At 34.0% G+C, this 25,439-nt stretch carries 23 protein-coding genes; 18 read left to right on the top strand and 5 right to left on the bottom strand.

The window, feature by feature from the left end; all coding sequences use genetic code 11:
- Window positions 1-183: 183 nt before the first annotated feature.
- Genes R2Q59_RS04370 through R2Q59_RS04360 form a run of 3 tightly spaced genes read right to left on the bottom strand, consistent with a single transcriptional unit; the run spans window position 184 to window position 4,360 of the window.
- Window positions 184-2,379: a PepSY domain-containing protein gene (locus R2Q59_RS04370; protein ID WP_316783958.1), complete on the bottom strand. Its 2,196-nt coding sequence runs from the start codon at window positions 2,377-2,379 to the stop codon at window positions 184-186.
- 15 nt (window positions 2,380-2,394) lie between these two features.
- Entirely contained in the window at window positions 2,395-2,886 is a 492-nt protein-coding gene (locus R2Q59_RS04365) for a DUF2271 domain-containing protein (RefSeq protein ID WP_316766123.1), read from the bottom strand.
- A 4-nt stretch (window positions 2,887-2,890) separates the two neighbouring features.
- Entirely contained in the window at window positions 2,891-4,360 is a 1,470-nt protein-coding gene (locus tag R2Q59_RS04360) for an ankyrin repeat domain-containing protein (RefSeq protein WP_316783956.1), read from the bottom strand.
- A 271-nt stretch (window positions 4,361-4,631) separates the two neighbouring features.
- Here R2Q59_RS04360 and R2Q59_RS04355 point away from each other — a divergent pair, with 271 nt between their 5' ends.
- From R2Q59_RS04355 to R2Q59_RS04335, 5 genes are all read left to right on the top strand, one after another.
- On the top strand, window positions 4,632-6,125 hold the full coding sequence (locus tag R2Q59_RS04355) for an ankyrin repeat domain-containing protein (RefSeq protein ID WP_316783954.1): 1,494 nt from the start codon (window positions 4,632-4,634) through the stop codon (window positions 6,123-6,125).
- 104 nt (window positions 6,126-6,229) lie between these two features.
- Entirely contained in the window at window positions 6,230-6,952 is a 723-nt protein-coding gene (locus R2Q59_RS04350) for a superoxide dismutase (RefSeq protein ID WP_316783952.1), read from the top strand.
- 322 nt (window positions 6,953-7,274) lie between these two features.
- Complete coding sequence (locus R2Q59_RS04345; RefSeq protein WP_316766114.1) at window positions 7,275-7,775, top strand: hypothetical protein; 501 nt, start codon at window positions 7,275-7,277, stop codon at window positions 7,773-7,775.
- Window positions 7,759-8,160 (top strand): DUF2809 domain-containing protein, encoded by a 402-nt coding sequence (locus tag R2Q59_RS04340; protein ID WP_316783950.1) that lies wholly within the window; start codon window positions 7,759-7,761, stop codon window positions 8,158-8,160. The genes R2Q59_RS04345 and R2Q59_RS04340 overlap by 17 nt, the downstream gene beginning before the upstream one ends.
- A gap of 1 nt (window position 8,161) precedes the next feature.
- Window positions 8,162-8,923 carry an oxygenase MpaB family protein gene (locus R2Q59_RS04335; protein WP_316783948.1) on the top strand — a complete coding sequence of 254 codons (762 nt, stop codon included), beginning with the start codon at window positions 8,162-8,164 and terminating at the stop codon, window positions 8,921-8,923.
- Between the two features lie 348 nt (window positions 8,924-9,271).
- On the opposite strand, the gene msrA is transcribed toward R2Q59_RS04335, so the two are convergent.
- Window positions 9,272-9,763 carry a peptide-methionine (S)-S-oxide reductase MsrA gene (msrA, locus tag R2Q59_RS04330; RefSeq protein ID WP_316783946.1) on the bottom strand — a complete coding sequence of 164 codons (492 nt, stop codon included), beginning with the start codon at window positions 9,761-9,763 and terminating at the stop codon, window positions 9,272-9,274.
- Window positions 9,764-9,912: 149 nt separating this feature from the next.
- On the opposite strand from msrA, the gene R2Q59_RS04325 reads away from it, so the two are divergent.
- From R2Q59_RS04325 to R2Q59_RS04275, 11 genes are all read left to right on the top strand, one after another.
- A complete protein-coding gene (locus R2Q59_RS04325; RefSeq protein WP_316783944.1) occupies window positions 9,913-10,692 on the top strand; it encodes an NIPSNAP family protein in 780 nt (259 codons plus the stop codon).
- Window positions 10,693-10,990: 298 nt separating this feature from the next.
- Complete coding sequence (locus R2Q59_RS04320) at window positions 10,991-13,411, top strand: outer membrane beta-barrel protein (RefSeq protein ID WP_316783942.1); 2,421 nt, start codon at window positions 10,991-10,993, stop codon at window positions 13,409-13,411.
- A gap of 24 nt (window positions 13,412-13,435) precedes the next feature.
- Window positions 13,436-14,350 carry an ATP-binding cassette domain-containing protein gene (locus tag R2Q59_RS04315; RefSeq protein WP_316783940.1) on the top strand — a complete coding sequence of 305 codons (915 nt, stop codon included), beginning with the start codon at window positions 13,436-13,438 and terminating at the stop codon, window positions 14,348-14,350.
- Entirely contained in the window at window positions 14,347-15,126 is a 780-nt protein-coding gene (locus tag R2Q59_RS04310) for an ABC transporter permease (RefSeq protein ID WP_316783938.1), read from the top strand. The genes R2Q59_RS04315 and R2Q59_RS04310 overlap by 4 nt, the downstream gene beginning before the upstream one ends.
- A 187-nt stretch (window positions 15,127-15,313) precedes the next feature.
- Window positions 15,314-15,667 carry an S-adenosylmethionine decarboxylase gene (locus R2Q59_RS04305; protein WP_316783936.1) on the top strand — a complete coding sequence of 118 codons (354 nt, stop codon included), beginning with the start codon at window positions 15,314-15,316 and terminating at the stop codon, window positions 15,665-15,667.
- The gene (locus R2Q59_RS04300; protein ID WP_316783934.1) at window positions 15,667-16,965 is read left to right on the top strand and encodes a DUF4178 domain-containing protein; all 1,299 of its coding nucleotides are present in this window, start codon (window positions 15,667-15,669) and stop codon (window positions 16,963-16,965) included. The genes R2Q59_RS04305 and R2Q59_RS04300 overlap by 1 nt, the downstream gene beginning before the upstream one ends.
- Window positions 16,966-16,967: 2 nt before the next feature.
- Entirely contained in the window at window positions 16,968-17,141 is a 174-nt protein-coding gene (locus R2Q59_RS04295; RefSeq protein ID WP_316783932.1) for a hypothetical protein, read from the top strand.
- A 7-nt stretch (window positions 17,142-17,148) separates the two neighbouring features.
- Complete coding sequence (locus R2Q59_RS04290) at window positions 17,149-17,373, top strand: DUF350 domain-containing protein (RefSeq protein WP_316783931.1); 225 nt, start codon at window positions 17,149-17,151, stop codon at window positions 17,371-17,373.
- A 1-nt stretch (window position 17,374) separates the two neighbouring features.
- Complete coding sequence (locus R2Q59_RS04285; RefSeq protein ID WP_316783929.1) at window positions 17,375-18,886, top strand: polyamine aminopropyltransferase; 1,512 nt, start codon at window positions 17,375-17,377, stop codon at window positions 18,884-18,886.
- Entirely contained in the window at window positions 18,864-20,516 is a 1,653-nt protein-coding gene (locus R2Q59_RS04280; protein ID WP_316783927.1) for an NAD(P)-binding protein, read from the top strand. Before R2Q59_RS04285 ends, R2Q59_RS04280 begins: the two co-directional genes overlap by 23 nt.
- A complete protein-coding gene (locus R2Q59_RS04275; protein ID WP_316783926.1) occupies window positions 20,509-21,567 on the top strand; it encodes a hypothetical protein in 1,059 nt (352 codons plus the stop codon). Before R2Q59_RS04280 ends, R2Q59_RS04275 begins: the two co-directional genes overlap by 8 nt.
- Before the next feature lie 30 nt (window positions 21,568-21,597).
- Here the strand turns inward: R2Q59_RS04275 and R2Q59_RS04270 are convergent, their stop codons facing one another.
- Window positions 21,598-22,491, bottom strand: coding sequence for a helix-turn-helix domain-containing protein (locus R2Q59_RS04270; RefSeq protein WP_316783924.1), 894 nt, complete (start codon window positions 22,489-22,491; stop codon window positions 21,598-21,600).
- A 104-nt stretch (window positions 22,492-22,595) separates the two neighbouring features.
- On the opposite strand from R2Q59_RS04270, the gene R2Q59_RS04265 reads away from it, so the two are divergent.
- Together R2Q59_RS04265 and R2Q59_RS04260 are read left to right on the top strand one after the other, a co-directional pair.
- Window positions 22,596-23,195 (top strand): YceI family protein, encoded by a 600-nt coding sequence (locus tag R2Q59_RS04265; RefSeq protein ID WP_316783922.1) that lies wholly within the window; start codon window positions 22,596-22,598, stop codon window positions 23,193-23,195.
- A gap of 402 nt (window positions 23,196-23,597) precedes the next feature.
- On the top strand, window positions 23,598-25,373 hold the full coding sequence (locus R2Q59_RS04260) for an aminopeptidase P family protein (RefSeq protein ID WP_316783920.1): 1,776 nt from the start codon (window positions 23,598-23,600) through the stop codon (window positions 25,371-25,373).
- Window positions 25,374-25,439: the final 66 nt, after the last annotated feature.

Below are 25,439 nucleotides of genomic sequence, written 5' to 3'. Positions count from 1 at the left end.
GTTTAAAATGCAGCAAGTGAATGCGTTAACGATTGAAGCGGCATCCTTCGATTCTTCATCGAAGATATAGCGGAAAGCGTGTTAAAACGCCCAAAAAATGTATTAGAAATTTAAGGATGAGATTGCCACGAGCATTACCGATGAAAAATCGGAGAATGCTCTCGCAATGACGGCAAGTTTAGATTAATAACAGTCCATTAAAATTCTATTGTGCGATTGGTAATAGCTCACTTCTTGATTGTTGATCTCCTTAAATATCCCATCTAATATTTCGATGATATCTTTTTGCATAGCCAATGAACCACAAATCATAACAACACCATCTTTTTGCATTGCATTAGCTATTAATTCTTTATCTCTAAGTACCAAATCGCTCACATATTGTCTATTTCCTTCTCTAGAATAAGACAAGTTTAATGAGCTTAATTTCTTTTCTTCTTGGTTTTTATGGATAGCAGCTTTATAAAGTTCAAATGAAGAAGAACTTCGGAAACCACAATATAAATGAGTACTTACCTTTTTACTGTTCTCATCAATCATCCCTAAAAAAGGAGCTATTCCTGTTCCATTAGCAATCATGATTACTGTTGATGCCTTTTTAGGAAAATGAAAATGAGGGTTTAAGTCTAATGCTGCTTGGATGGTTTGGCCTTTTTTCAACTTGTAAAGAAAATTTGAGCCTAGACCACCTTTGTGTAGCTTAACACTCAATTGTATATTTTTATTAACCTTACCGATGGAATATTGTCTTTCTCTATGGTCTTTTGCAGGATAAATGGCCAGTAAATCTCCAGACGTAAATCGAAGATTGCGTTTAGGTTCGAGATGAATTAAAAATGAGCCTTCCTCGTGCTTAACTGTAGTCTTTTCTATCACTACCAGCTTATGCAAATGTTTAGTTTTACCAGCAAATAGCTTTGGCGAAATTGTAAGTGGAATTTCCGTTTTTTGCGACCAAAGTGCTGCCCATTGTCCAAATTCTTCTGGCGACCTATCATTAACAGTATGAATTTCCATTGATGAAGTCGCCCATTCTTGCAATGAAAGACTATTATTTACTTCGTAAGCATATTTACAGAAATCTGGATATGATTTAGAACCAAAGCCAACAACAGAAAAGTCAACTTTGTTAGGCTGAGGTTGTTTCTTTAACAATTCCATAAACTTACTAGCGTTTGTTGGTGCATCACCCAAACCATAAGTTGCTGTAAATACAATTAAATGTTCTGCTTTTGGATAAACTGTATAATTATTCAACTCTGTTATAAAGCATTTTTGTCCTGCTTTAATTAATTGCTGATATACTGCTTTCGCAAAATGGAAAGTACTTCCATTCTCTGAACCTACTAGTATAATGTAATTACAATCTTCTTTTTTGTATTTGTTTTTGGTAACTCCCGACCTACGTTTTAAAGTGATGGCAAAGCCAGAGTAAATGAAAAATAAAATGTTACAAGATGCAATAGCCAATACTATTGCCCAAATCATATTGGTGCGACCAGTATGTAAATCTAAGCTTAACTCGGTTAGTAAAACAGTAGTTGGATATAATGCTTCAGTTAATACATCACCAGTTAGCTGGTTAACAGTTATCTCTCTATCTTTTAATTTTAAAGTATAATAATCTTCAACATCTTCAGAAAATGGAAACTCGATATTGTTTACTTCTGCTAATGGAATATTCTTAAAAATAGCAAAATCTGACAATTTCTTTTCGGGGTCGGATTTAATAGAATCAAAATCTACTTTTGAAGAAACCTTATGTTCTGGGATTATTTTAAAACGTACTAGAGATAAATAAGTTCCGCTAATGGTAATAATTAAAATGGGGATTAGTAATATACGCCCTAGTGTAACGTGGTAGTATTGAAAGAAATTCTCTTTTACTATTTTGGTAAAAAAACGTTTAATTCCGCGTTGCCTTTGAATAATTAAAGCAATGCCTGAAACTGTAATAAGCAGCAATAAAAATGCAGTTAAGCCAATAAAAAACCTACCTAATTCATTCAAAAACAACGACCTATGAAATGATGTTACCCATTGAAAAAACTCACTTTGTTTCTCTGGAACTCCAAGTGTTTTTCCAGTTTTAGGGTCTACGTAGACAGTTACATCATCACCTTTGGCATTAATTCCTTTTACAATTACAAACTGATTATGGTCTACCGTTAAATCAGTAATTTCCTCGAAGTTTTTTTTAAGTACAGGCAGTGTTTCTGCAAGTGTAATTTGATTAAAATTATCGACTTTGTAAGGAAGGGTTTTAAGGGAAACAGGCTCAAATGCCAGTATAATACCCGTAATGGATGCAAGCGCTATAAGTAGAAAAGAAGATATAGCCAATACTAAATGGCTATATCTCCATACTGAAATGGTCATATAGATAGATGTATCTTAGTTTTGGCTAAACCTTACGTAACGGATATAATTTGTGCCTTCTGTTTTGGTTGAAACACCTTCTGTAGTTAAAGGAACTTCAATATCTTTTGCATAGTATTGTTTGTCTTCAACTGCTGTTTCAAAACGCAATTTATAACCCGCATTTAATTTAGAATCTTCTATTTCGAAAGTAGTCACACTACGATCGCCTCCAGCTACAGAAGCACCAGTAATAGCACTAATATTTGCTGGTTTTTTTGAGTTAAATTTATTCCATTCTTTAATATGAGTATACCATTTTTTATCAGGTCCCATTACATATAAAGTTTTCTCATACAATCCTTTAGGATTAATTAATGACACAACAACATAAGCATCTTCACCAACGTAATTTGTCATCTGAACCATACATTTATATTTAGTAACGCCTGGTTTTTGAGCTAATGAAGTAAAAGGAATTGTGAAAATAAGGGCGATTGCCAAAAGTGTTCTAGTGAAGTTATTCATTATATTATTTTAAAAAATCTATGGATATATGCTGTTTAGTTAAAAATTCATTTTCTTTAGCAAGATTATATGCAGTTTCATTAAATGCAGTGGTTAATTCTTTTTTAGCTCCAATTGAAATAAGATATTTTAGCACTGTGTCATCCTCCGCCACCATTGCGGCTTTATGCAATGCGGTTAAGCCTTCTTTATTTTTGGCATTAACATTCACTTTGTATCTCTCAACACGTTTTAATAAGGCTAATCCATTTTTAACCAGTATTAAATGATAAAGAGAACTGCCATTTTTTTGAGTCGCTGCAATATCAAACCCCTTGTCTTCTAATAGTTTTAATTTAACATCAAAAGCTTTTGGATTTTGAGCAAAGGTTGGGATGAGGTAATAAGCTAAATTATATCCTTCTGCATCAACGGTTGTAATATCAGCACCTTTATCTATCAATAATTTAACTATTTCTGACGTGTTTCTACGCACAGCGTAAGCCAATGCCGTTGTACCTTTTTTATCCGTTTGATTAATATTTGCAGATAAACCAATCAACCTTGTTATGGTTGCTATATCATTATTTGTACTTGTTGCATACATTAATGGCGTCATGCCATCGTTATTGGTTTTATTTACATCAACCCCTTTTTCTATAAAGTAATTGACAACATCCAACTGGTTTGGCTTTCTAATCAGATAATGCAATACATTTTCACCTGAGGCAGCTATTACATTAGGACTTAAGTTTAGGCTAATTAAATATTTGTAAAGTTCCAGACTAGCACCATCACTTCCGTAAGTACCAATGCTTGCAGCAAGAATAGCATCTTTATCAAATTTAACTCCTTTGGCAATTAGCGCTTTTAAAACTTCTATATGACCTCCTTTTACGGCATAATCAAAAGCAGTTTTACCAAGTGAATCAGTACTTTTAACATCAATACCTTTATTGATGAAATAACTAATTAATGAAAAATCCTTATCACGAGGAGCTAGTAACAATAAAGCGTTAGCACCACTAACTTTTTCATTTACTACATCAGCACCCACTCTAATACAAACATCATATACTTTTGTATTAGTCTGCCCGATAGCTGCTGAATAAGATAAAACAGTGTAACCAAAATTATCTTTTAAATTGGTTTTAGCTCCCTTACTAATCAAATATTCCATTAGCTCGATATTCGCATTGCTTGCTGCAGAGTACAAATAAGTACGTCCATTAGAAACAATTTTGTTAATGTCATTTCCTTTTTGACTTAACATAAATTGAATTGTTTCCATTGTAGCATTTGCATTAATGGCATAAACTACAGCATCAGCTCCATAAGGACCAGCTTCAGTTGCGCTGCTTCCTTTAGCAATCTCCATCTTAAGCTGTTCAATACTTGGTTTACCTTCCCAAAATATAGGGTTATGGAAAACATTCTTCTGTCCAAATACACAAATGGAGCCAAACATTAAAAATGTTATTATGAATGTTTTCATTAGTATTGATTTCTCTGCTATTGCTTAACTATCTAATTCTGCCACAAATCTAATAAGAATTAGTCTAAATAAGAATTGTTTTGCAGAAAAACTTTGTAACTATTTGCAGGAATAAAGCCCTCCAGCTATTAAAAAATGAAGAATTTTATCTTCACCTACTCTTACGTTTACAGCTACTACAAAAATAGTCATCAAATTTAATTTTTATTTAGACTGATTCTTGTTAATTTTACCGAACAAATTAAACATAGCCCCTACATTCTTATAAATTATGACCTATTTAAAAATTAAAACTTCACTTGTTGCCATTTTAACACTTGTTTCCGTTACTGTTATGGCTCAAAAAAATGTATTTCTTGACCAAGCATTTTGGAGAACTAATCCTACTGTTGACCAAGTTAAGGCAGAAATAGCAAAAGGTAATAGCCCATCAGAACTTAATTCAAATAGCTTTGATGCTGTTGTGATGGCAATTAACGCTGGAGCGACTAATGAATCAATCAAGTTTTTACTTACTCAACCAGGTAACGATGTAAATAAATTAACTCATGATGGTAGAACTTATATTTTTTGGAGTGCAAGCAGAGGAAATGTAGAATTGATGGAATATCTATTAAGTAAAGGTGCGAAACTGACTATTAAAGATAGTAATGGCTCAACTCCACTTAATTTTGCCGCATCTGGCGGACAACAAAATACAAAAGTTTACGACTTATTAATTGCTAATGGCGCTGACTTAAAGAAGGATTTAAGCAGTCAAGGTGCAAATGCATTATTGTTAACTATCCCATCTGCAAAAGATTTTACGTTGGTTGATTATTTTGTTGCTAAAGGCTTAAGCTTAAACAGTGTTGATGCTAAAGGCAATACTGCATTTAATTATGCCGCAAGAGCAGGAAACATTGAATTATTGAAAACACTAGTTTCAAAAGGTGTTAAGTTTAATGATAATGCCATGTTAATGGCTACACAAGGTGGTAGAGGTGCAACAGCAAACACATTAGAGTTATTCCAATACTTAGAAAGCTTAAAAATTAACCCTGCTGTAATCGGGCCAAATGGTGAAAACGTATTGCACAGTATTGCTAGAAAACCAAAACAAGAAGAAATCATTAAATATTTCATTTCTAAAGGTGTAGATATCAATAAAGCAGATAAAGACGGTAATACGCCAATTATTAATGCTGCTGCATCTAATACAGACTTACAATTACTTACTTACTTAAGTACGTTAGTTAAAAACATCAATCAAGCTAATGTTAAAGGAGAAACTGCACTTACAATGGCTGTTCGTGGCAATACAGCAGATGCAGTCTCACTTTTACTTTCAAAAGGTGCTGATATTAATGTAGTTGATGCTGCTGGCGATAATTTAGTTGCTTACTTAATTCAAGGTTACAATCCACAAAGAGGAACTGAACTTTTTGAAGCTAAACTTAAGTTATTGCAAGATAAAGGTGTTGACTTTGCTAAAGCCCAGAAAAACGGCAATACTTTATATCACCTTGTGTTAGCTAAAGAAGACTTTACTTTACTTAAACGCATAGAAAGCTTTAAGGCTGATGTAAACGCAAAAAATAAAGAAGGAATTACTGCGTTACACAAAGCTGCAATGACCGCAAAGGATGATAGCGTAATGAAATATTTGATTTCTCTTGGAGCAAAAAAAGATGCTACTACAGAGTTTAAAGAAACAGCTTTTGACCTTGCTAAGGAAAACGAATATCTTTCTAAAAACAAAATAGCGATTGATTTCTTGAAATAATCAGCTAATAAATATTAAACCAAAACACCCTTTTTATTGTTTATTAACAAATTAAGGGTGTTTTTTTTTGTCCTTTAATCTCTGTCTAGTTAATCCCTAAAATTATGGAACCCATAAAAAGAAGAAAATTTATAGACTTATCAATCAAAGCAGCAGGTGCAGTTACTTTTGCAAGTTTGGTTGGTTCATCACTGGATGTTTTTGCGCTTGATAAAGAGAATGCTGGAGCATTTGCATTTTCACAAATTCCTTTGCCCTATGCCTATAATGCTTTAGAGCCTGCAATAGATGCGATGACAATGGAAATTCATTATACCAAACATCACGCTACGTATGTTAAAAATGTGAATGATGCCATCAAGGCTGAAAATTTGACTTATAAAAATGAGTTGGAGTTTTTCTCCTATGCTTCAAAATTATCAGCTAAAGCTAGAAATAACGCTGGTGGCGTGTGGAATCATAACTTCTTTTGGGAATGTATGCATCCAGGACCAGCAACAAAACCAACTGGAAAATTAAAAGCAGCCATAGATAAATCGTTCGGTTCTCTAGCTAATTTAAAAGATGAATTTGGTAAAGCTGCTTTGGGCCAATTTGGTTCTGGATGGGCTTGGCTAACTGTTGAAGATGGAAAATTAAAGATAGGTTCTACTCCTAATCAAGATAATCCGTTAATGGATAACGTGCTTTTTAGAGGAACACCCCTACTTGCCTTAGATGTTTGGGAACACGCTTATTACCTTAAATATCAAAATAAAAGAGCAGATTACATTAATGCATGGTGGGATATTGTGAACTGGGAAAAAGTAGCGCAGCGAATGTTGTAGATTGTTATCCTTTCAAATTCTTGCACGAGTGTTCTGTGTGCCACAGACCACGGATGAAGATAATTTGTAGGGGCAATCCCTTGCGGTTGCCCTTAAAACATTATACAAAATAAATTTGGCAGAAGTAAACCCAGCCTCTATAATTCAAAATTCTTACCTCAGGAAAGCTCAACTTTCCATGAGGTTTTTTCTTTTCAAAAAAATGAAATTCTAAACACTCGGGCAGGTAAACCCTGCCCCTACAGCTCAGGTTTTTAATTTAATATTTGGATTGGTGAAATATTTATATTTACTTTGTATTACAAAGTACTTTTAATAACCAATGAAAACTACAGAAAAAAGCATAAGGCGAAAACTAAAAACCTATATAATCATCATTATAATTGGTTTAGCCCTCAGTGGAATAACTGCATTCCCTATAGAAACTGAACTGGCTTGTTTGGTTAATCACATTGATAATCTACCACTGGCATTGCAACAATGGATACAAAATGTCTATACTGCCGTGAAAAACACCAATCATAACTACCCCTATTTAAGTTATGGAACGGATTGGCTTGCTTTTGCTCACGTAATGCTAGCTATACTTTTTATAGGGCCATTAAAAAACCCAATCAAAAATAAGTGGGTAATTCAATTTGGAATTATTTGTTGCGTTTCTATTATTCCATTGGCCTTTATTGCTGGACACATTAGACAAATACCTTTCTTCTGGCAAATGATTGATTGTTCTTTTGGCGTAATAGCAATCATCCCTCTGGGTTTATGCCTTTTAAATATTAAGAAACTTGAAAAATTAAATGACTATGAAATTTACGTTTAACCTCTCCTATTTTATAGGATTCTCACTCTTATTGGGAGTTGAAATAATTATTGGCTTTTTTATAAAAGATAATTGGATTAGGGCCTATTTTGGCGATTTTCTCGTCGTAATTTTACTTTATTGTTTAGTAAAGAGTTTTTTCAATGCAAAGGTTAGTCCAACATTATTTTGGGTTTTAATGTTTAGCTATTTAGTAGAAATCCTTCAATATCTCCGTTTTGTAGAACTCATTGGCTTACAACATATACCTCTTGCAAACACATTAATTGGAACATCTTTTTCTTGGGTGGATATGCTGATGTACACCTTAGGCGTTTGTTTCGTAGCTATTGTTGAATTGTTGAGAAGGCAGCACCAAACCGAAAACGAATTAAAAACATATTAAGATGAGTGATTTTGTAAAAGAAGATTCGATAGTGAAAAAAATCTGGGGCAACACAGATACCATACTGTTTATTTTTGCTGGAGCAGCAGCTGAATTTAGCTTAAATAAAGCGGTCGACTGGCTATATTTTACAGGTAAATTGCCGAAAGACCCATTAGGCAGGTTGTTTTCTACGGTAGCTTATGCACAAAAAATTGTGTTTGCAACTACAGATAAAGCAAATGCAGCTATAGACCAAATTACAGCCATTCACCAAAATGTAGAAGCGGCCAGAAATACTAAAATACCTGATTGGGCTTATAGGGACGTATTATTTATGTTGATTGACTATTCTATCCGTTCTTTTGAAATGTTAGAGAGAGAATTGACCGACTTAGAAAAAGAAGAGATATTTGATACGTTTAACCGTGTTGGTCAGAGAATGAAAATTGGTGGGCTACCTACTAATTACAATGAATGGACAATCATGCATAGCTCACAGCTAATGGAAAACCTAGCCTATGGTAAATTTTCGAAAGACCTTTACCAACAATATTTAAAACATCTAGGTTTTTTAAGGTATAACCTGATGAAAAAAATTCAAGCTGTTTTGGTGCCGAAAGAAGTTAATCACTTGCTCAAATTGGGTAAAGGAAAAGGCGTATCTTCTATTTTAACAATTTACAAAACAAGCCGATTTTTTAAGCTCAATACTTTTTTCAGGAACTTGCTACTTCCCAATACTTACAAAGCACAAATTTTGAGTATTGGCAATGTAAGTTAGTTTTTAAAGCTAAAAAGATGGATTTGAAAATGAACGGCAGTTGCAATGTGGGAGACTTCAGTCCCGCCATTCGCTAAAGCCTCTCCCGATGAAAAATCGGGATTCGGGCTAACGCTACTGTCGGGTTTAACAACAAAGTTTGTACACTGTACAATCTCCAAAAATTGAAAGACTGCTTTTGCTTCTTAGGGGTTGCAGCGTTACCCTGCAGCAAGGAGGAACGACTGCCTGTCCCGATTCTTCGGGAATGCGAAGCGTAAAAGCGAAAGACGGGAACTTACGCCTTATTTAGCAGAAGCCTTGCGCTATAAAATTAATTTAAATTAAAAGCAGCTGATTCACAATAGCTTAACTCAACTTCCATTCTGGTCTTTCGAAATGGCAAGTATAACCATAAGGATTTTTCTGTAAATAATCTTGATGCTCTTCTTCGGCACTCCAAAAATCAGTTTCTGGAACAACTTCTGTTACAATTTTACCTGGCCATACACCAGAAGCATCCATTTCTTCGATTAATGCATTTGCTGTTTCCTTTTGAGCATCATTTACATAAAATATAGCAGAGCGATAAGAAGTACCAATATCGTTCCCTTGTCTATTTCTGGTGGTTGGATTGTGAATTTGGAAGAAATATTCAAGCAATTTACGGTAGCTTAATTTTTCTGGGTCGAATGTAATTTCAATTCCTTCTGCATGCGTACCATGATTTCTATAAGTCGCATTAGGAACATCGCCACCAGTATAACCAACCACAGTTGAAATCACACCTGGATAATGACGAAAAAGTTCTTCAACTCCCCAAAAACAACCGCCTGCTAAAACTGCTTTCTCCGTATTCATATCTATTTTCTTTTATGATATAAAGTTACGATGTGTTATTATAGCTAACAATTTTGTCTGTATTTTAAAAGTCACAATTGAGACTTATAATTTTTAATCTAAATAACTATCTTTAAAACTCATCAATTTCAACAACCAGATTATAAGAAATGTTTAAAATATATCTAGTGTTTATCTCCTTTTTTAGCCTTTTAACTTTGCAATCTTCAGCTGCACAAAAAGATTTTTATCAGCTAAAAGTATATCACCTAAAAACAGTTCAACAAGAAGAAAAAGTTGATACTTATTTAAGGCAAGCTTATCTTCCAGCATTACACAGAGCAGGAATTGCAAAAGTTGGTGTGTTTAAACCCATTTATCCAACAGATGTTGCACCTACAGAGAAATTGATTTATGTATTTATCCCTTTCCGCTCTTTTGATGGAATAGCAAAATTAGAACAGCAATTAGTGAAAGACCAAACTTACCATAGCGATGGAAAAGCATATTTAGAGGCACTTTACACTGAACCACCTTACGAAAGATTAGAAGTTATCTTGATGAATGCGTTTGATGAACATCCAAAATTCACCATGCCTCAGTTAAAAGCGCCACTTAAGGATAGAGTTTATGAATTGAGAAGTTATGAAAGCCATACAGAAGCCATCGCTAAAAATAAAATTGAAATGTTTAATAAAGGTGGCGAAATCAGTTTGTTTAAACGCTTAAACTTCAACGCTGTATTTTATGCCGAAGTAGTTGCAGGTAGCAGAATGCCAAATTTGATGTATTTAACTACGTTTGAAAACAAGGTAGATAGAGATGCACATTGGAAAGCTTTTGGTGCAGATGCTTTTTGGAAAACCTTATCGGCTTTGCCACAATATAAAAACAACGTCTCTAAAAACGATACGAAGTTTATCAGCCCTACTGACTATTCTGATATTTAAAAATCTATAATCTTCTTTCCAATTATTGCAGTATAATAAATGATGCATAAATAAAACTGAATATTTTACTTTGTATCTCAAAGTACTTTCATATATTTGCTTTGTCAATTAAAATGCTACCTGATGTAGGAACTGGACCAACAAAGACTATTAAGTAATAAATAAAAATTACGCTTTCGTCACATTTTTTAACCCACTCATCACATTTTATTTGCAATTAAAAAAAATCGTCGTATACTTGTGTACTATTTAGCTAGTACACTAATTAATATATACACAGAAACAATCAAACAACAATATGAAAATGTTAATTTTTACACTCCTTTGCGCCTTTTTCAGCATTTCTGCATTGGCCCAAAACACTCCATCTTTACAAATCAGTGGAAAGATAGTAGACACGGCAGGTCAAAAGCCAATCAGCTTTGCTACGGTTTTATTAAAAAACGATAAAAAAATACAGCTTAAATCTGTTGCAACTTCAAAAGAAGGTTCATTTACGATAACAGGTCTTTCAGCAGGAAATTATTATTTGAATGTAGTTATTGTGGGCTACCAAACCAAAGTAGTTCCAATAGTATTAACCTCTAGTTCTAAAACATTAGGAAATATTGCATTGTTAGCCTCTCCTACTCAATTAAAAAATGTATCAATTACTGCCGATAGGCCACTAATCAAACAAGAAATCGACCGCATATCTTACGATGTAAAAGCAGACCCTGAAAGCAAGGTTAATAATGTTTTAGAGATGATGCGCAAAGTACCTATGTTATCTGTAGATGGTGATGATAACATCCAACTACAAGGAAATAGCAATTACAAAATATTGGTAAATGGTCGTCCATCTGGAATGATGGAGAGAAACCCAAAAGATATTTTAAAAAGTATGCCAGCTTCAAGCATCGAAAGAATTGAAGTAATTACCACGCCACCTGCAAAATATGACGGAGAAGGTTTAGTTGGAATTATCAATATCATCACCTTTAAAAAAGCAGATAATGGCACCAATGGAACTGTTAATTTAAGTGAGCGTTTTCCTGTTGGCGGACCAACACTGGGTGGTTCCTTTACTGCAAAACTTGGCAAATTTGGTATTGCCACAAATGCTGGTGGAAGTTTAAACAGCTCTCCTTTACTTGATAATACCAACTCTAGAATAACTTTAAACAACCCAACTAACTTATGGCAATATGGTAACAGAGATCAATCTGGAAAGAGTGGCTATGCAGGTGCAGAATTAAGTTATGAGATTGATAGTTTGAATTTAATTTCAGCCCAAATCAATTACAACGCCAATGATAATGAGAGCTTGAGTAACCAATTTTCTACCTTGAATAATTCTCAAAAACTGCTTCATTCTTATCAGTTACAGAATAATTTAGATGGAAGAGGAAGTGGAATTGATGCCGCCTTCAACTACCAGTTAGGTTTTAAAAAGGATAAAAATCGCCTGTTAACTTTTTCTTACCGTTATTATGATTTTAGCAACAGTCAATATAACAACGTTGATGTATTGAACCAGATTATCGATAACACTAACCCCTCTTTAACTGCCTTAAAAGATTACCAACAAGAAAACACAGGAGGTTCATCTGAACAGACAGCACAAATTGATTTAGTGTATCCATTAAAAAAGGTAACGATTGAAGCTGGTGTAAAAGCTATCCTGAGAGATAATAGCAGTAATTTCGAATTCCTTTCAGTTAACCCTGCTGGCGATTTCGTAATAGATGCAACAAGGTCAAACAATTTCGATAATAAACAGAATGTATACGGTATTTATAACACTTACCAGTTTAACATTCAAAAATGGGGTGTAAAAACTGGGATTAGAGTAGAACAAACAGATATTAAACTTGGTAATCAAATTAATAACAACTCTATAAATTTTATTCCTTCAATCTCTGTTAACCGTAAATTTAAAAACAATAGCAGTATCAACTTTGGTTTTACCTCTAGAATTCAAAGACCAGGTATCAATCAGCTTAATCCTTTTGTAGACCGTTCGAATCCCAATTTCGAGTCTTCGGGTAATCCAGATTTGAAACCAATGATTGGGCAGAGTTTCGAAGCTACCTACAGCAGATTCAAAAAAGCCACCTTAAACATCGGTTTTAGAGCAATCATTATCGATAACTTAATTATGCCTCAAGTATCTACCGACCTTTCAACAAATATTACCCGTACAAGTTTTGCCAACACAGGTGGCGCAAAATTATTAGGATTAAACGTTAATGTAAATTATCCTTTCACCCCTAAATTAAGAGCTGCACTAGGTGCAATGGCTAACTACGGGATGGTGCATGGCGAAGTTAATGGTGTTGAGATAGACAAAAAGGGATTAATGAGAAAAGCTTTTACTTCGTTAACCTATCGTGCTAGCAAAACTTTACAAGCTACAGGTAGCTTCAACTATAACGGACCAAACCTTTCTTTGCAAGGAACATCAAATTCTTTTGTTGCAAGTTCATTCAGTGTAAATAAAGATTTTTTCAATAACAAATTAACTGTTTCATTTGCTGCTAATAACGCCTTTAGCAAATACAGAAAAGCAATTAATTACACTACTGGACCAAACTTTACACAAGAAAGTTATAACCAAAACTATCAACGTAATTTCACTACGAGTATTAACTATCGCTTTGGTAAACTAAAAGACGCCATCAAGAAAAACAAAAAAGGAATCAGTAATAACGACGTTTCTGAAGGTTCAAATCTATAACGCTCACCATCAAACAAAAAACAGATGACCGATAATTATATTATCAAAACAACAGGTCTGGAGCATTCCCATGCCAAAGGCTCAAAAACGTTAACAAACATTAACCTTGAAGTTAAAAAAGGAGACATCTATGGTTTCCTTGGCCCAAATGGAGCTGGTAAAACCACTACACTACGCTTATTGCTCGGCCTAACTAAAATACAAACTGGTAAAATTGAAGTATTTGGTCAGGAGTTTAGTTCAAATAGGTTAGATATCTTAAGAAAAGTTGGTTCATTAATTGAAAATCCATCATTATATGGACATTTAAGAGCAAATGAAAACCTAGAAGTGTACCGTGAAATATATGGTGCTTCAAAGGCTAGAGTTGCTGAAGTGCTTAAGATTGTTGGACTGGAAAACACAGGGAAGAAAAAGGTGAAATCTTTTTCATTGGGGATGAAACAGCGCCTTTCTGTGGCGCTTGCCCTGCTACCAAACCCAGAGCTGTTAATTTTAGATGAGCCTGCCAACGGACTAGACCCTACTGGGATTATTGAGTTGAGGGAATTGGTTAAAAAACTAAACAAAGAAGAAGGGATGACCATTCTGATGTCTAGTCACCAATTAGCTGAAATAGAGAAAATGGTAAACCGCATTGGAATAATTTCTAAAGGTGAAATGATTTTTCAAGGCTCGATGAATGAGCTAAACAAGTTGCAAAAAAAGCAATCTAAATTGTTTATTCATACTTCAGATGACCAAGCAGCCCTACAGATTTTAAAGGATCATCAGCCAGAATTAGGCGACGGTGTAATCTCTGTTTCTTATCAGGATGAGCAAGAAATTGCCAAAATGAGTAGATCCTTATACGAAAAGCAATTAGACATTTATTTGCTTCATCCTCAACAAAACACCTTAGAACAATTATTTATGGACTTAACAACCCAACACGTATGAGTTTAGCCATTTCTTTAAAATCAGAATTCTTAAAAACAAAACGTTCGCCAACTTGGATTTTAACCTTAATTATGGCAGCCTTTGCTCCCGTATTTATGTTATTGGTTTTCCAAGAAGAACAAGATGGTCATGTATCAGATGATATTGCAAGGGTAAGCAAAGACGCTTGGAATTTCTATCATTATCAAGGTTGGGGAATTATTAGCATGGTTTTTTTACCAATGTTTGTAGTTTTAATGAGCACTTTGTTACCTCAAATAGAATTTAGAAACCATACGTGGAAACAAGTTTTCGCCGCTCCTCAATCGTTGGCTAAACTTTATTTCTCTAAATTTCTATTATTCCAATTCTTTATTCTGGCTTTTATAGCACTTCATATTATACTTGTTGGCGTGTCAGGGTATTTCTCAGGCATCCTAAATCCGAGATTTAATTTTAGCGGGAACCATTTAGATTGGGTTAAAACATTAACGCAATTGGGTAAAACTTATGTGGCTATTCTAGCCCTTTCCACATTCCAATTTTGGATGGGAATGCGTTTTAAAAGCTTCTTAGTTCCAATTGGAGTGGGCGTTTTAATGTCGATATTGGGTATGATTAATATGATTGGCTTTCCAGTAGTTGATGCTGCCAAATACTTTTTTAATTATTCTGGTTTCATTGTTATTAAAAGTAACGCCGCTAAAGTTCCTTATGTTTTATGGAGTTCTGCAACTTATGCAGCAGCTTTTTTAATCTTAGGATTTTTAGATTTTACCAGCATAAAAGAAAGATAATTTACCTTAACGTTTATCAAAATAGAAAAAGCCTTAGAGATATCTAGGGCTTTTCTTGTTTTTTTAAATTTATTATAAACACAATGAGCTTAAACTCAAATTAATACCAAACATTATAAATTCAATTCCCATTAGACAGTAACTAATCCAAAATAATTTATATTTTTGAGATGGAACCGCCTGTTTTATGAGCTATAAGCCTGGATTACATATTTTATCAGAATTCACATCAACAAAGTCTACTTATTTATCTTCTTTTGAGCCTTGTAAAGAACTTTTCAATTCATTAATAGAACTAAACGAATTGCAGAAAGTTGGAGAAGTCTATCATAATTTTGAAAATGGTGGTTTTACAGCTGTCATTTGCCTCACAGAATCTCATCTTTCTATTCATACTTGGCCTGAATATGAACTAGCAACTTTCGATATTTTTTTATCTAATTACAAAAAAGATAATACGCTTAAAGTTAATTTAATATATAATGAAGTATTGGCTTTTTTCGAGGGAATTGAAACACAAAAAAATGAAATAATTCGTTAATGGCAACAGTAAATTTACCACGGTTTTCTTTAAGTAAGAACATCACTTGCGTTACTTGCTCAACAGAGGTTACTGTTTTTGACTTTGAGGGCAGTGAATATGTAACTTGTTCTAAATGTTTCAGCTATTTACATGCAACAGATAAGGGATATAATTTCATAAAAAAATTAACTAAACCTTTACTTGAACCCGTTTTAAAAATTGGTTCTAAAGGTTTGCTTGATGGCGATGAATTTATTGTAATAACCTATTTAGAGAAAAAGGAAAGAGATACAAGCTATTCTTGGAGAGAATATCTAGTATATAATTTCAACAAAGGGTATGCAACACTTGTTGAATTTGATGGACACTGGAGTATTGTTAAAGGTGAAAACTTCATTCCAGAATTAAAGGATATTAAAAACGATTTGTTTAATGACATTAACTATAATAAAATTAGCTTTAGTCTTTTCAATAAATATACTCCTGTTGTTAAAGCGATGATTGGTGAAGCAGATTGGGATGTAATTAATGATAAAGTTAATGCTTTTGAGTTTATAGCTCCCCCTTTTATGCTTGTAAAAGAAAATCCTGGTCCAATATTTTACTTAGGTGAATATATTGAAGCTTCCACGATTGCTACTGCCTTTGGTGCTAATATTGATATTTTTCCTACTAAAATTGGAATAGGCGCTACTCAGCCTTCTAAGTTTTTTGACAAATGGAATAATTTATTCACAATTTCTGGGATTGCAATCATTTTGGTGTTGGTTATCCATCTTTTAGTAGGGTTTATTAAACCAGAAAAGGAATTACTTAACCAAGATTTTTCACTTACGCATGTAATTTTAAATGGTACTGATGAGGTTAAACCATTTGTATCACCAGACTTCATTATAGATGATGTATCATCTAACATAGAATTTACAATGAGTTCTGCCGTGGATAACAACTGGCTCGAAGCAACAATAGTTTTGGTAAATGAAGGTAATAACCAAACTTGGGAAGTTACGAAGGGTATAGAACACTATTCTGGATACGAAGGTGGAGAATCATGGTCCGAAGGTTCGCAAACAGCAAATATTATGCTTTCTAATATTCCGCAAGGTAAATATCATTTAAACATTTATCCGGCAACAGGCGATGTCTTAAGAAACAATTTATATATTAAGGCTATAGCAAACAGTAGCTTGTGGCGAAATACATTATTAACCGCCCTACTTTTGTGTATATATCCTGCTTATTGCTGGATAAGAATGAAAAATTTTGAGAAAAAACGTTGGGATAATAGTGATCATTCTCCCTATACCTCTTCATAATCATGAATATAAAACCTATAAAAATTTATTTCTTTTTACTCTTGGCTATCATTGGTGCTTATAGCTTTGCTACTTGGAGTGGTTATGCTTTTTACAATGATAAAGTAGAAAAAAATACAGAATACAATGGCGCAAAAGGCCGTTCAGGATACGTTAACAGATTTTATCATAAATAATAAAGACATGAGCTTAAACGAACTTATTAACATCAAATATATCATCGCTTCTTTGGTATATTCATTTCTTGGAATTTTTGTTTTATTTCTAGCCTTTTGGCTAATTGAAAAAATAACTCCCGAAAACTTATGGAAAGAAATTCTGGAGAAACATAATATTGCTTTAGCAATAGTTTTTGCTGCGTTTATAATTGCAATTGCAATCATTATCAGTTCAGCAATACATAGTTAAAATGCATAAAAAATTACCTGCCTTATTGCTCATTTCGGTATTTGTAGTAGCTACTTGTGGCTTAATCTACGAGTTAATAGCAGGAACATTAGCCAGTTATTTACTAGGTGATTCTGTCACTCAGTTTTCCACGATCATCGGCTTATATCTATTTTCTATGGGTATTGGCTCTTGGCTTTCTAAATATTTCGATAAAAATATACTCTCTTGGTTTATTCAGATTGAAATTTTAGTTGGGCTTGTTGGCGGTTTTAGTGCTAGTATTCTTTTCTTGGTATTTGAAAGCATTGCTTCTTTTAGGATTGTACTTTACGGTTTGGTTGGGCTTACTGGAATTTTAGTTGGGCTCGAAATTCCATTATTAATGAGAATACTTCAAGACAGATTTGAATTCAAAGATCTTGTATCAAAAGTATTTACATTTGATTATATCGGGGCATTATTAGCATCACTTATTTTTCCTTTATTACTCATCCCATATCTTGGCTTAGTAAAAACTGCTTACCTTTTCGGGATGCTAAATGTTGCAGTTGCGTTAATAGTATGTGTTAATTTTAAGCGAGAAATTAAAGCTGCAACTTATCTTAGGAATGCTTCTTTTGTGAGTATTTTAATCTTATTAGTGGGTTTTGTTTATGCTGATAAGATAACCAATTACTCAGAAAGTTTAACTTACAGCGACACCATTATTTATACTAAAAGCACACCTTACCAGAGAATAATTCTCACAAAAAAGAACAAAGTACTTCGATTATTCCTTAATGGTAATTTACAGTTTAGCTCTGATGATGAATATCGTTATCATGAAGCATTGGTTCACCCAGGGTTACAAGCATTACCTAATGCCAAGCATATTTTAGTGATGGGTGGGGGTGATGGACTTGCAGTTAGAGAAATTTTAAAATATCCAAAAGTTGAAAGTGTAACATTAGTTGATTTAGACCACGGTATGACTTCCTTATTTCAATCTAATAAGATCCTTTTGCAATTAAACAAAAATTCTTTGTTATCCACAAAGGTAAAGGTTATCAATGCAGATGCATTTAGTTGGGTTAAGATGCAAAAAAGGCAGTTTGACTTCATTGTTATCGATTTTCCAGACCCATCAAATTATGCTGTTGGAAAACTTTACACTAACTCGTTTTATAAATTGGTTAAAGGGATATTAGCTCCACAAGGGTTAATGGTAGTTCAGTCTACATCACCTTATGTAGCACCGAAATCATTTTGGACAGTTAATACCACCTTAGAAAGTGTTGGATTAAAAACCATTCCTTATCACAACTATGTACCTTCTTTTGGAGAATGGGGTTACATTATGGCCGCAAATCCAGATTTTAAGTATAAAAAACCTCTAGCTTACCTTAAAGGACTAAAATTCATCTCCAAAGAAAGCCTCAATCAAATGTTATATTTCCCGAATGATATGGCCAAGATACCAACTGAGGTAAATAAGCTAAACAACCAGATACTGGTTAAACATTTTGAAAATGAGTGGGCATCAGTTTTATAAGGATACTTTCTCTAATTATATACAGAGACGTTCTTTTTTATTAAGGCTTGGCCTCTTAACGAGTGGCATATTCTTAAATGGATGTTATAAAAAAGTAAAGCCTAAGAAATATGAAATAACTGGGCAGCTTAATGGTCAAAATGCAAAGGCTGGCCATGTTTTAAGGGATAAAATTCAAATACCCATTGCATCGAATACCAAAAAAGTTAAAACACTTATTGTTGGAGCTGGTATTACCGGATTATCTGCCGCTAGATGGCTAAAGCAGAATGGAGAAATTGATTTTGAGATTTTAGAACTAGAAAACCATCCAGGTGGTAATTCTCATTTTTCAAGTAATAATGTATCTTCTTATCCACTTGGGGCTCACTACATTACTATTGCCAATAATGAAGATTTACTTTTACAAGCATTTTTACAAGAAATTGGTGTTATTACACATTATGAAAATAATATTCCAAGTTACAATGAATACTACCTCACTTTTGACCCGGAAGAACGATTACTGATTAACGGGGAATGGCAAGAGGGATTAATTCCTGACTTTGGTGTACCAGAAATTGATAAAAAACAAATCAAGGCTTTTTTAAAAGAAGCAGAACACTTCAAAATGACCAAAGGAAATGACGGTAAATTTATTTTCAATATCCCTATTAGCGCTTCTTCTAACGATGAAACATATACAAAGTTAGAGCAAATCACTTTTAAGCAATATCTACAAAACAAGGGTTATACTTCAAAATACTTGCTTTGGTATTTAAATTATGCCTGTAAAGATGATTTTGGTCAAGAACTTGAAAAAGTTTCTGCTTGGGCCGGATTACATTATTTTTCTAGCAGGCGTGGCAAAGCTGCTAATGCAGAAGACAATGCCATTTTAACTTGGCCGCAAGGAAATGGATGGTTAATGGAACAAATGTCCATTCAATTAAATGATCATCTCATTAAGTCATCAATTTGTTATGAACTAAAAGATGGTAAAAACGGATGTGTTGAGGCATTAGTTTTTAATCATCAAACTAACAAGACAACTAAAATAGAAGCTAGTAAAGTAATTCTATGTACACCTCAATTTATAAACAAGCGTATTTTACAACACTTTAACAGGCCATCTGTCTCCTATCAAAATTTTAGTTATTCACCTTGGTTAATAGCTAACATAACCCTAAATGAGTTACCCAATTCTAAAGGAATGGAATTATGTTGGGATAATGTAGCTTTCGGAACTCCTTCTGTAGGTTATGTAAATGCAAGCCAGCAAAAACTAGAGCAAGGCTCAAGTAAAAAGGTATTAACCTATTATTTACCACTCTGTAAGTTCGAACCAACAATTTCTAGATTAGCAGCGTATACACGAACGTACGATCAATGGTTAGACATTGTCATGCCCGAGTTGACCTTTATCCATCCTGGCATTGAGCAATCTATTGAAGCCATTGACTTTTGGATTTGGGGCCATGGGATGATTGCGCCGACACCAAATTTAATTTTCGGACAAAATATAAAGGAAGCTAGAAAACCTATTCAAGATAAGATATTTTTTGCACATAGCGACCTTAGTGGAATTTCTATTTTTGAAGAAGCATTTCACCAAGGTATTAGGGCAGCTAAAGAAGTTTTAAATGGATAAACAACAACCTTGGCTAAACTCGATATGGAGTGATATTATTTTTATATTATCACCTCCATTTGTTTCACTGTTATTAGTTTTTGCTTTCCCTTCGCATTTTCAACAAAGTATCGGTATGCCAATTGTCTATTGGGTTATATTAGTGGTATTTATTGATGTTGCCCATGTTTACAGCACCTTGTATCGCACTTATTTTAACCATGGTAATTTTAAGCGCAACAGTACTTTACTTTTAATTATTCCACTTTCTTGTTATTTGTTTGGCGTAATTGTTTATCAATATGATGCTTTATGGTTTTGGCGTATTTTGGCGTATTTGGCCGTCTTTCATTTTATAAGACAACAATATGGTTTTATGAGCTTATACTCCCGTCAAGAAAGGAGCTCAAAATGGATTAAGTACATAGATATATTAACCATTTACACCGCAACCATTTATCCTCTATTATATTGGCATTTAAGTGCTAACAGAAATTTCAATTGGTTTATAGCAGGTGATTTTATGTTATTTAAAAACAACTGGTTAATGAAGTGGTCATCTATATTATATATGCTAATACTATTACTGTATATCATAAAAGAAATCTACATTATTATAAAAAAAAAGCGATTTAATATTCCAAAAAATTTATTGATCATAGGTACTAGTTTATCATGGTATTTTGGCATCATCTATTTTAATGGCGACATAGCGTTTACCACACTTAACGTCATCTCTCATGGCATTCCATATATGGCATTAATTTGGTTTTTCGAAAAGAAAAAAATTGACCAAGTTAAACTTAACCAGAACAAACTAATGAAACTTTCATTTGGCAAATTCGGAATTCTGTATTTTCTATTGATCCTTATTGCCTTTGCTTATTTTGAAGAAGGTTTATGGGATGGCTTAATATGGAAGGAGCATCAACAAATATTTAAACTCTTCTCATTTTTACCTCAATTAACAGATCAAATTATCATTAGTCTATTGATACCATTGTTGGCACTCCCACAAGCCACTCATTATGTGCTTGATGGATTTATCTGGAAAAAGAAGCATCAATTTTAGTATCTAAGATTTCTATTGATTTACTTAGGCCTATTTGATTACCTCTAATTTATAACCCCTACCGTGAATATTTTTTAATTGAATAGATAAATCTGCTTCTAATTTCTTCCTTAACTTCGAAATAAACACATCTAAACTTCTACCAACTATTACACCTTCATCTTCCCATATTTCTTTTTGGAGCCTGCTTCTATCAACAACTACATTCTGCTCATTCCCCAATATCCATAATAACTTAGCCTCTTTAACAGTAAGCTTCGTAACCATTTCGGCAAAAGTCAATTTACGGTTTTGAAAGTCAAAAAATGTATGCCCAATTTTCAATTGTTCATTAACAACATTATTTTCAATTTGTAATTTCTTTCTTCCTTTGGCATTTGTAAATAATAATCCCACAATGGCAAGAAATGGAATCCCACCAAGTAAATATCCTTTTTGTGTTGGTGATAAACCATTATTTTGAAACTTGATTTCAATTAAATAACATCCCTTTGGTTGTATCCTTCCAGTACAAGCAATTACATCATCTTTCACATTTCCAGCCATAGAATATCCGAAAACAATATCTAAACCTGTACAATTGCGCACATTTACAATATACCCATCAGAAAGGTGATCTTTAGTGAGCGTATTTTTAACAATCTTTACTAGCGAATCTGACTGAAAGGTAAGTTCATTTTCAAATCTAATCTGATATTCATTGGCATTTATTTTTTTAACAGGCATTACCCTCGATGTGCTATCTCCAGCACGCAAAAGCAACTCGTGCCCGATCTTCCTTAACAAGATTTGCTGTTTAGCCAATTCAAAATCTTCATTAGTGCTTAAGTTAAAAGCAACGCAAATCATTGCTACACTTAAAAGTAAAGTAAACCCAAAAAGATATTTCATCTTTGAATATGAACGTAATTGTTGAAATATCATATCGTTTGCCTATTTTTTTACAAAGTTTACATTTTAATTTACAATAACTTTTCCTGCAAATTTATCATTGGTAACTAGGTTTACGACTTTAAACCCATAAACTCATGATTAATAAAATTACAATTATTCTGCTATTATGTAGCCTTTCATTTTCTGCAATGGCGCAAAAAAGTTATCCTTTGGATACTAAAAAAAGTAAAATCTTATGGAAAATAGAAACCGTTGGTAAGCACAATGGCCAAATTCTATTTAGCTGGGGCAAATTAGATTATACTGCAAAAGGCGAACCCTTAACGGCGAGCTTTATCATGGATATGAATGAAATGACCAGTTTAGACCGTCCAACAGAAAAAGGCAGAGCAGAAATTGACAAGGAATTACGTTCACCTGGCTTTTTTGATGTCCCTGTTTATCCAACAGCTACAATGGTTGTTAAACAAATCTTTAAAACATCAACGTCAAATGTTTTTAAAGTGACTGGCGATTTAACCATTAAGGGAATTACCCACCGTATCGAATTTAATTCGACTATCGTAAAAAATGGAGAGTTAATTACTGCTAAAGCCAATTTTAATATCGCCCGCAAAAAATGGAATATAGATTTTAAAGAGAAACCAAATGATTGGGATTTTACAGCAGCAATCAAAAACAAAATGATAGATGATGACATACAAATCTCATTGGATCTAATTTTTGGGAAATAAATTGATTAATATTTTAAGATTTTGAAAAGCAAAATCTGTTTTTCAATTTAATGTTAGTCCCGCATTTCGTTACCTGCCTACCGCAGGCAGGCAATCTTTTTTGTGAATTTACAATAGTCATCCGATGAATATAACCATTCGTACAGGTATTCATCGGATAACTAACTAGGCGAAGCAAAAAAGGATTTCCACTTTAAGCGGGTTTATGAAACATAGGTGGTGCTACTATTAGGGGTTAACAATGACTAATAAGCTTTCAATCTATTTCCTATTCCCCATTCCAATTCCCCATTTAATATTTCCTATTCCCTATTTCCTATTCCCCATTTCCCCCAATGAACTATTGAACAAATGAACTCCTAAACTATTGACCAAACATTTAAAATTTCCCACCTTTGCTCAATGACTAATCCTGAAAAACTAAGCGCCATTCGTGAGCAAATGAAAGCCGATGGTGTTGCTGCCTACATTATCCCTTCTGCAGATCCACATATCAGCGAATATTTACCAAGCCACTATAAATGTATCCCATTTGTAACTGGCTTTACCGGTTCTGTAAGTACGGTTGTCATTACACAAGACTTTGCAGGTTTATGGGCAGATGCTCGGTATTTCGAACAAGCAGAAGAGCAATTAGAAGGAAGTGGCTTTGAATTAGTTAAACTTAAAGTTCAGCACAGTCCAGAATACATACAATGGTTAGGCGAAACACTAGCACCTAGCGCTACTATTGCATTCGATGAAAAATTAGTTTCAGTTGCTTTAGGTGAGTTATTGCAAAAACAACTGGCCTATCAACGCATCCAATTCAAACATAAAGATTATTTAAGCCCGATTTGGGAGAACAGACCTGCCCTACCAGCGCAACCAACATTTTTAATCGCAGATGAGCACATTGGTCAATCCGTTGCCGATAAATTAACCGCTGTTAGAAAAGCAATGAAACAGAAAAATGCGAAATACCATTTAGTTTCTTCGTTAGATGACATGGCTTGGTTGTTCAATATGCGTGGCGCTGATGTAAGCTACAATCCCGTAGTTTTAAGCTTCGCCTTAATCTCGGCAACTGAAGCTACCTTATATATCCAAAGTGATAAATTAACTGCTGATGCTAAAGCTGATCTGGCTAAAAGTGGTGTCTCAGTTTTAGGATATGATACCATTGCCAAAGACTTACAATTTTTACCTGCCGAGAGTTCTATTTTAATAGATCCCAAACGTAACTGTTTAGCGCTTTATAAATTAATCCCTACATCTGTTCAAAAGATTTTAGAGACCAATCCATCAACACTATTAAAAGCAGTTAAGAACAATGTTGAGGTAAACAATACTCGCCAAGCGATGATTAAAGACGGTGTGGCCATCACACAATTCATCAAATGGGTTAAGGATAACGTAGGAAAGATAGAAATCACCGAAATATCTGCAGCTGCGCATTTAAAAGAATTGAGAGCAGCACAAGATGGCTTTATTGGCGAAAGTTTCAACACTATTGCTGCCTATAGAGCCCACGGTGCTTTGCCTCACTACGGTGCAACAGAAAAAAGTGACGTAGCCATCCAAGCGGAAGGTTTGTTCTTGGTAGATTCTGGCGGTCAGTATCGTTATGGCACCACAGATATTACTCGTGTAATCCCAATGGGAAACAATACCGAAGAAGAAAAAACAGATTATACCTTGGTGCTAAAAGCGATGATTGAAGGCTGTAAAACTCGTTTCCCTAAAGGAACTTGTGGTTATCAAATTGATGCCATTACCCGCCGACCAATGTGGGATTACGCCTTGAACTATGGCCACGGAACCGGACATGGCGTTGGTTATTTCTTGAACGTTCACGAAGGTCCGCAGGTATTTAATGCAACGGCCACTGCCGTACCTGTTGAGCTAGGGATGATTACCTCCATCGAACCCGGAATTTATCGTCCAGGCAAACACGGTATCCGAATTGAAAATTTAGTGCTAACCATTGCAGATCAAAGCAATCAGTTCAATGAGTTTTATGCTTTCGAATCCTTAACCTTAGCACCTATTGATACGACTTTAGTTAAAAAAGAACTATTGGAACAATCTCACATTGCTTGGTTAAATCAATATCACGCTAATGTTTATGCAAAGCTAAGTCCATTTTTAAAGGAAGAAGAAAAAGTGTTTTTAGGTAGAATGACGAGCGAGATTTAGAAAGCTGAAAGACTAAAGGAAAGGTTCACCATCTTAGACATCTTAGAGAATCTAAGACCAAATAAA

It is taken from the genome of Pedobacter frigiditerrae, from assembly GCF_032678705.1.
Taxonomy (GTDB): Bacteria; Bacteroidota; Bacteroidia; order Sphingobacteriales; family Sphingobacteriaceae; genus Pedobacter; species Pedobacter frigiditerrae_A.
This window is presented reverse-complemented; position numbering and strand designations above follow the sequence as displayed.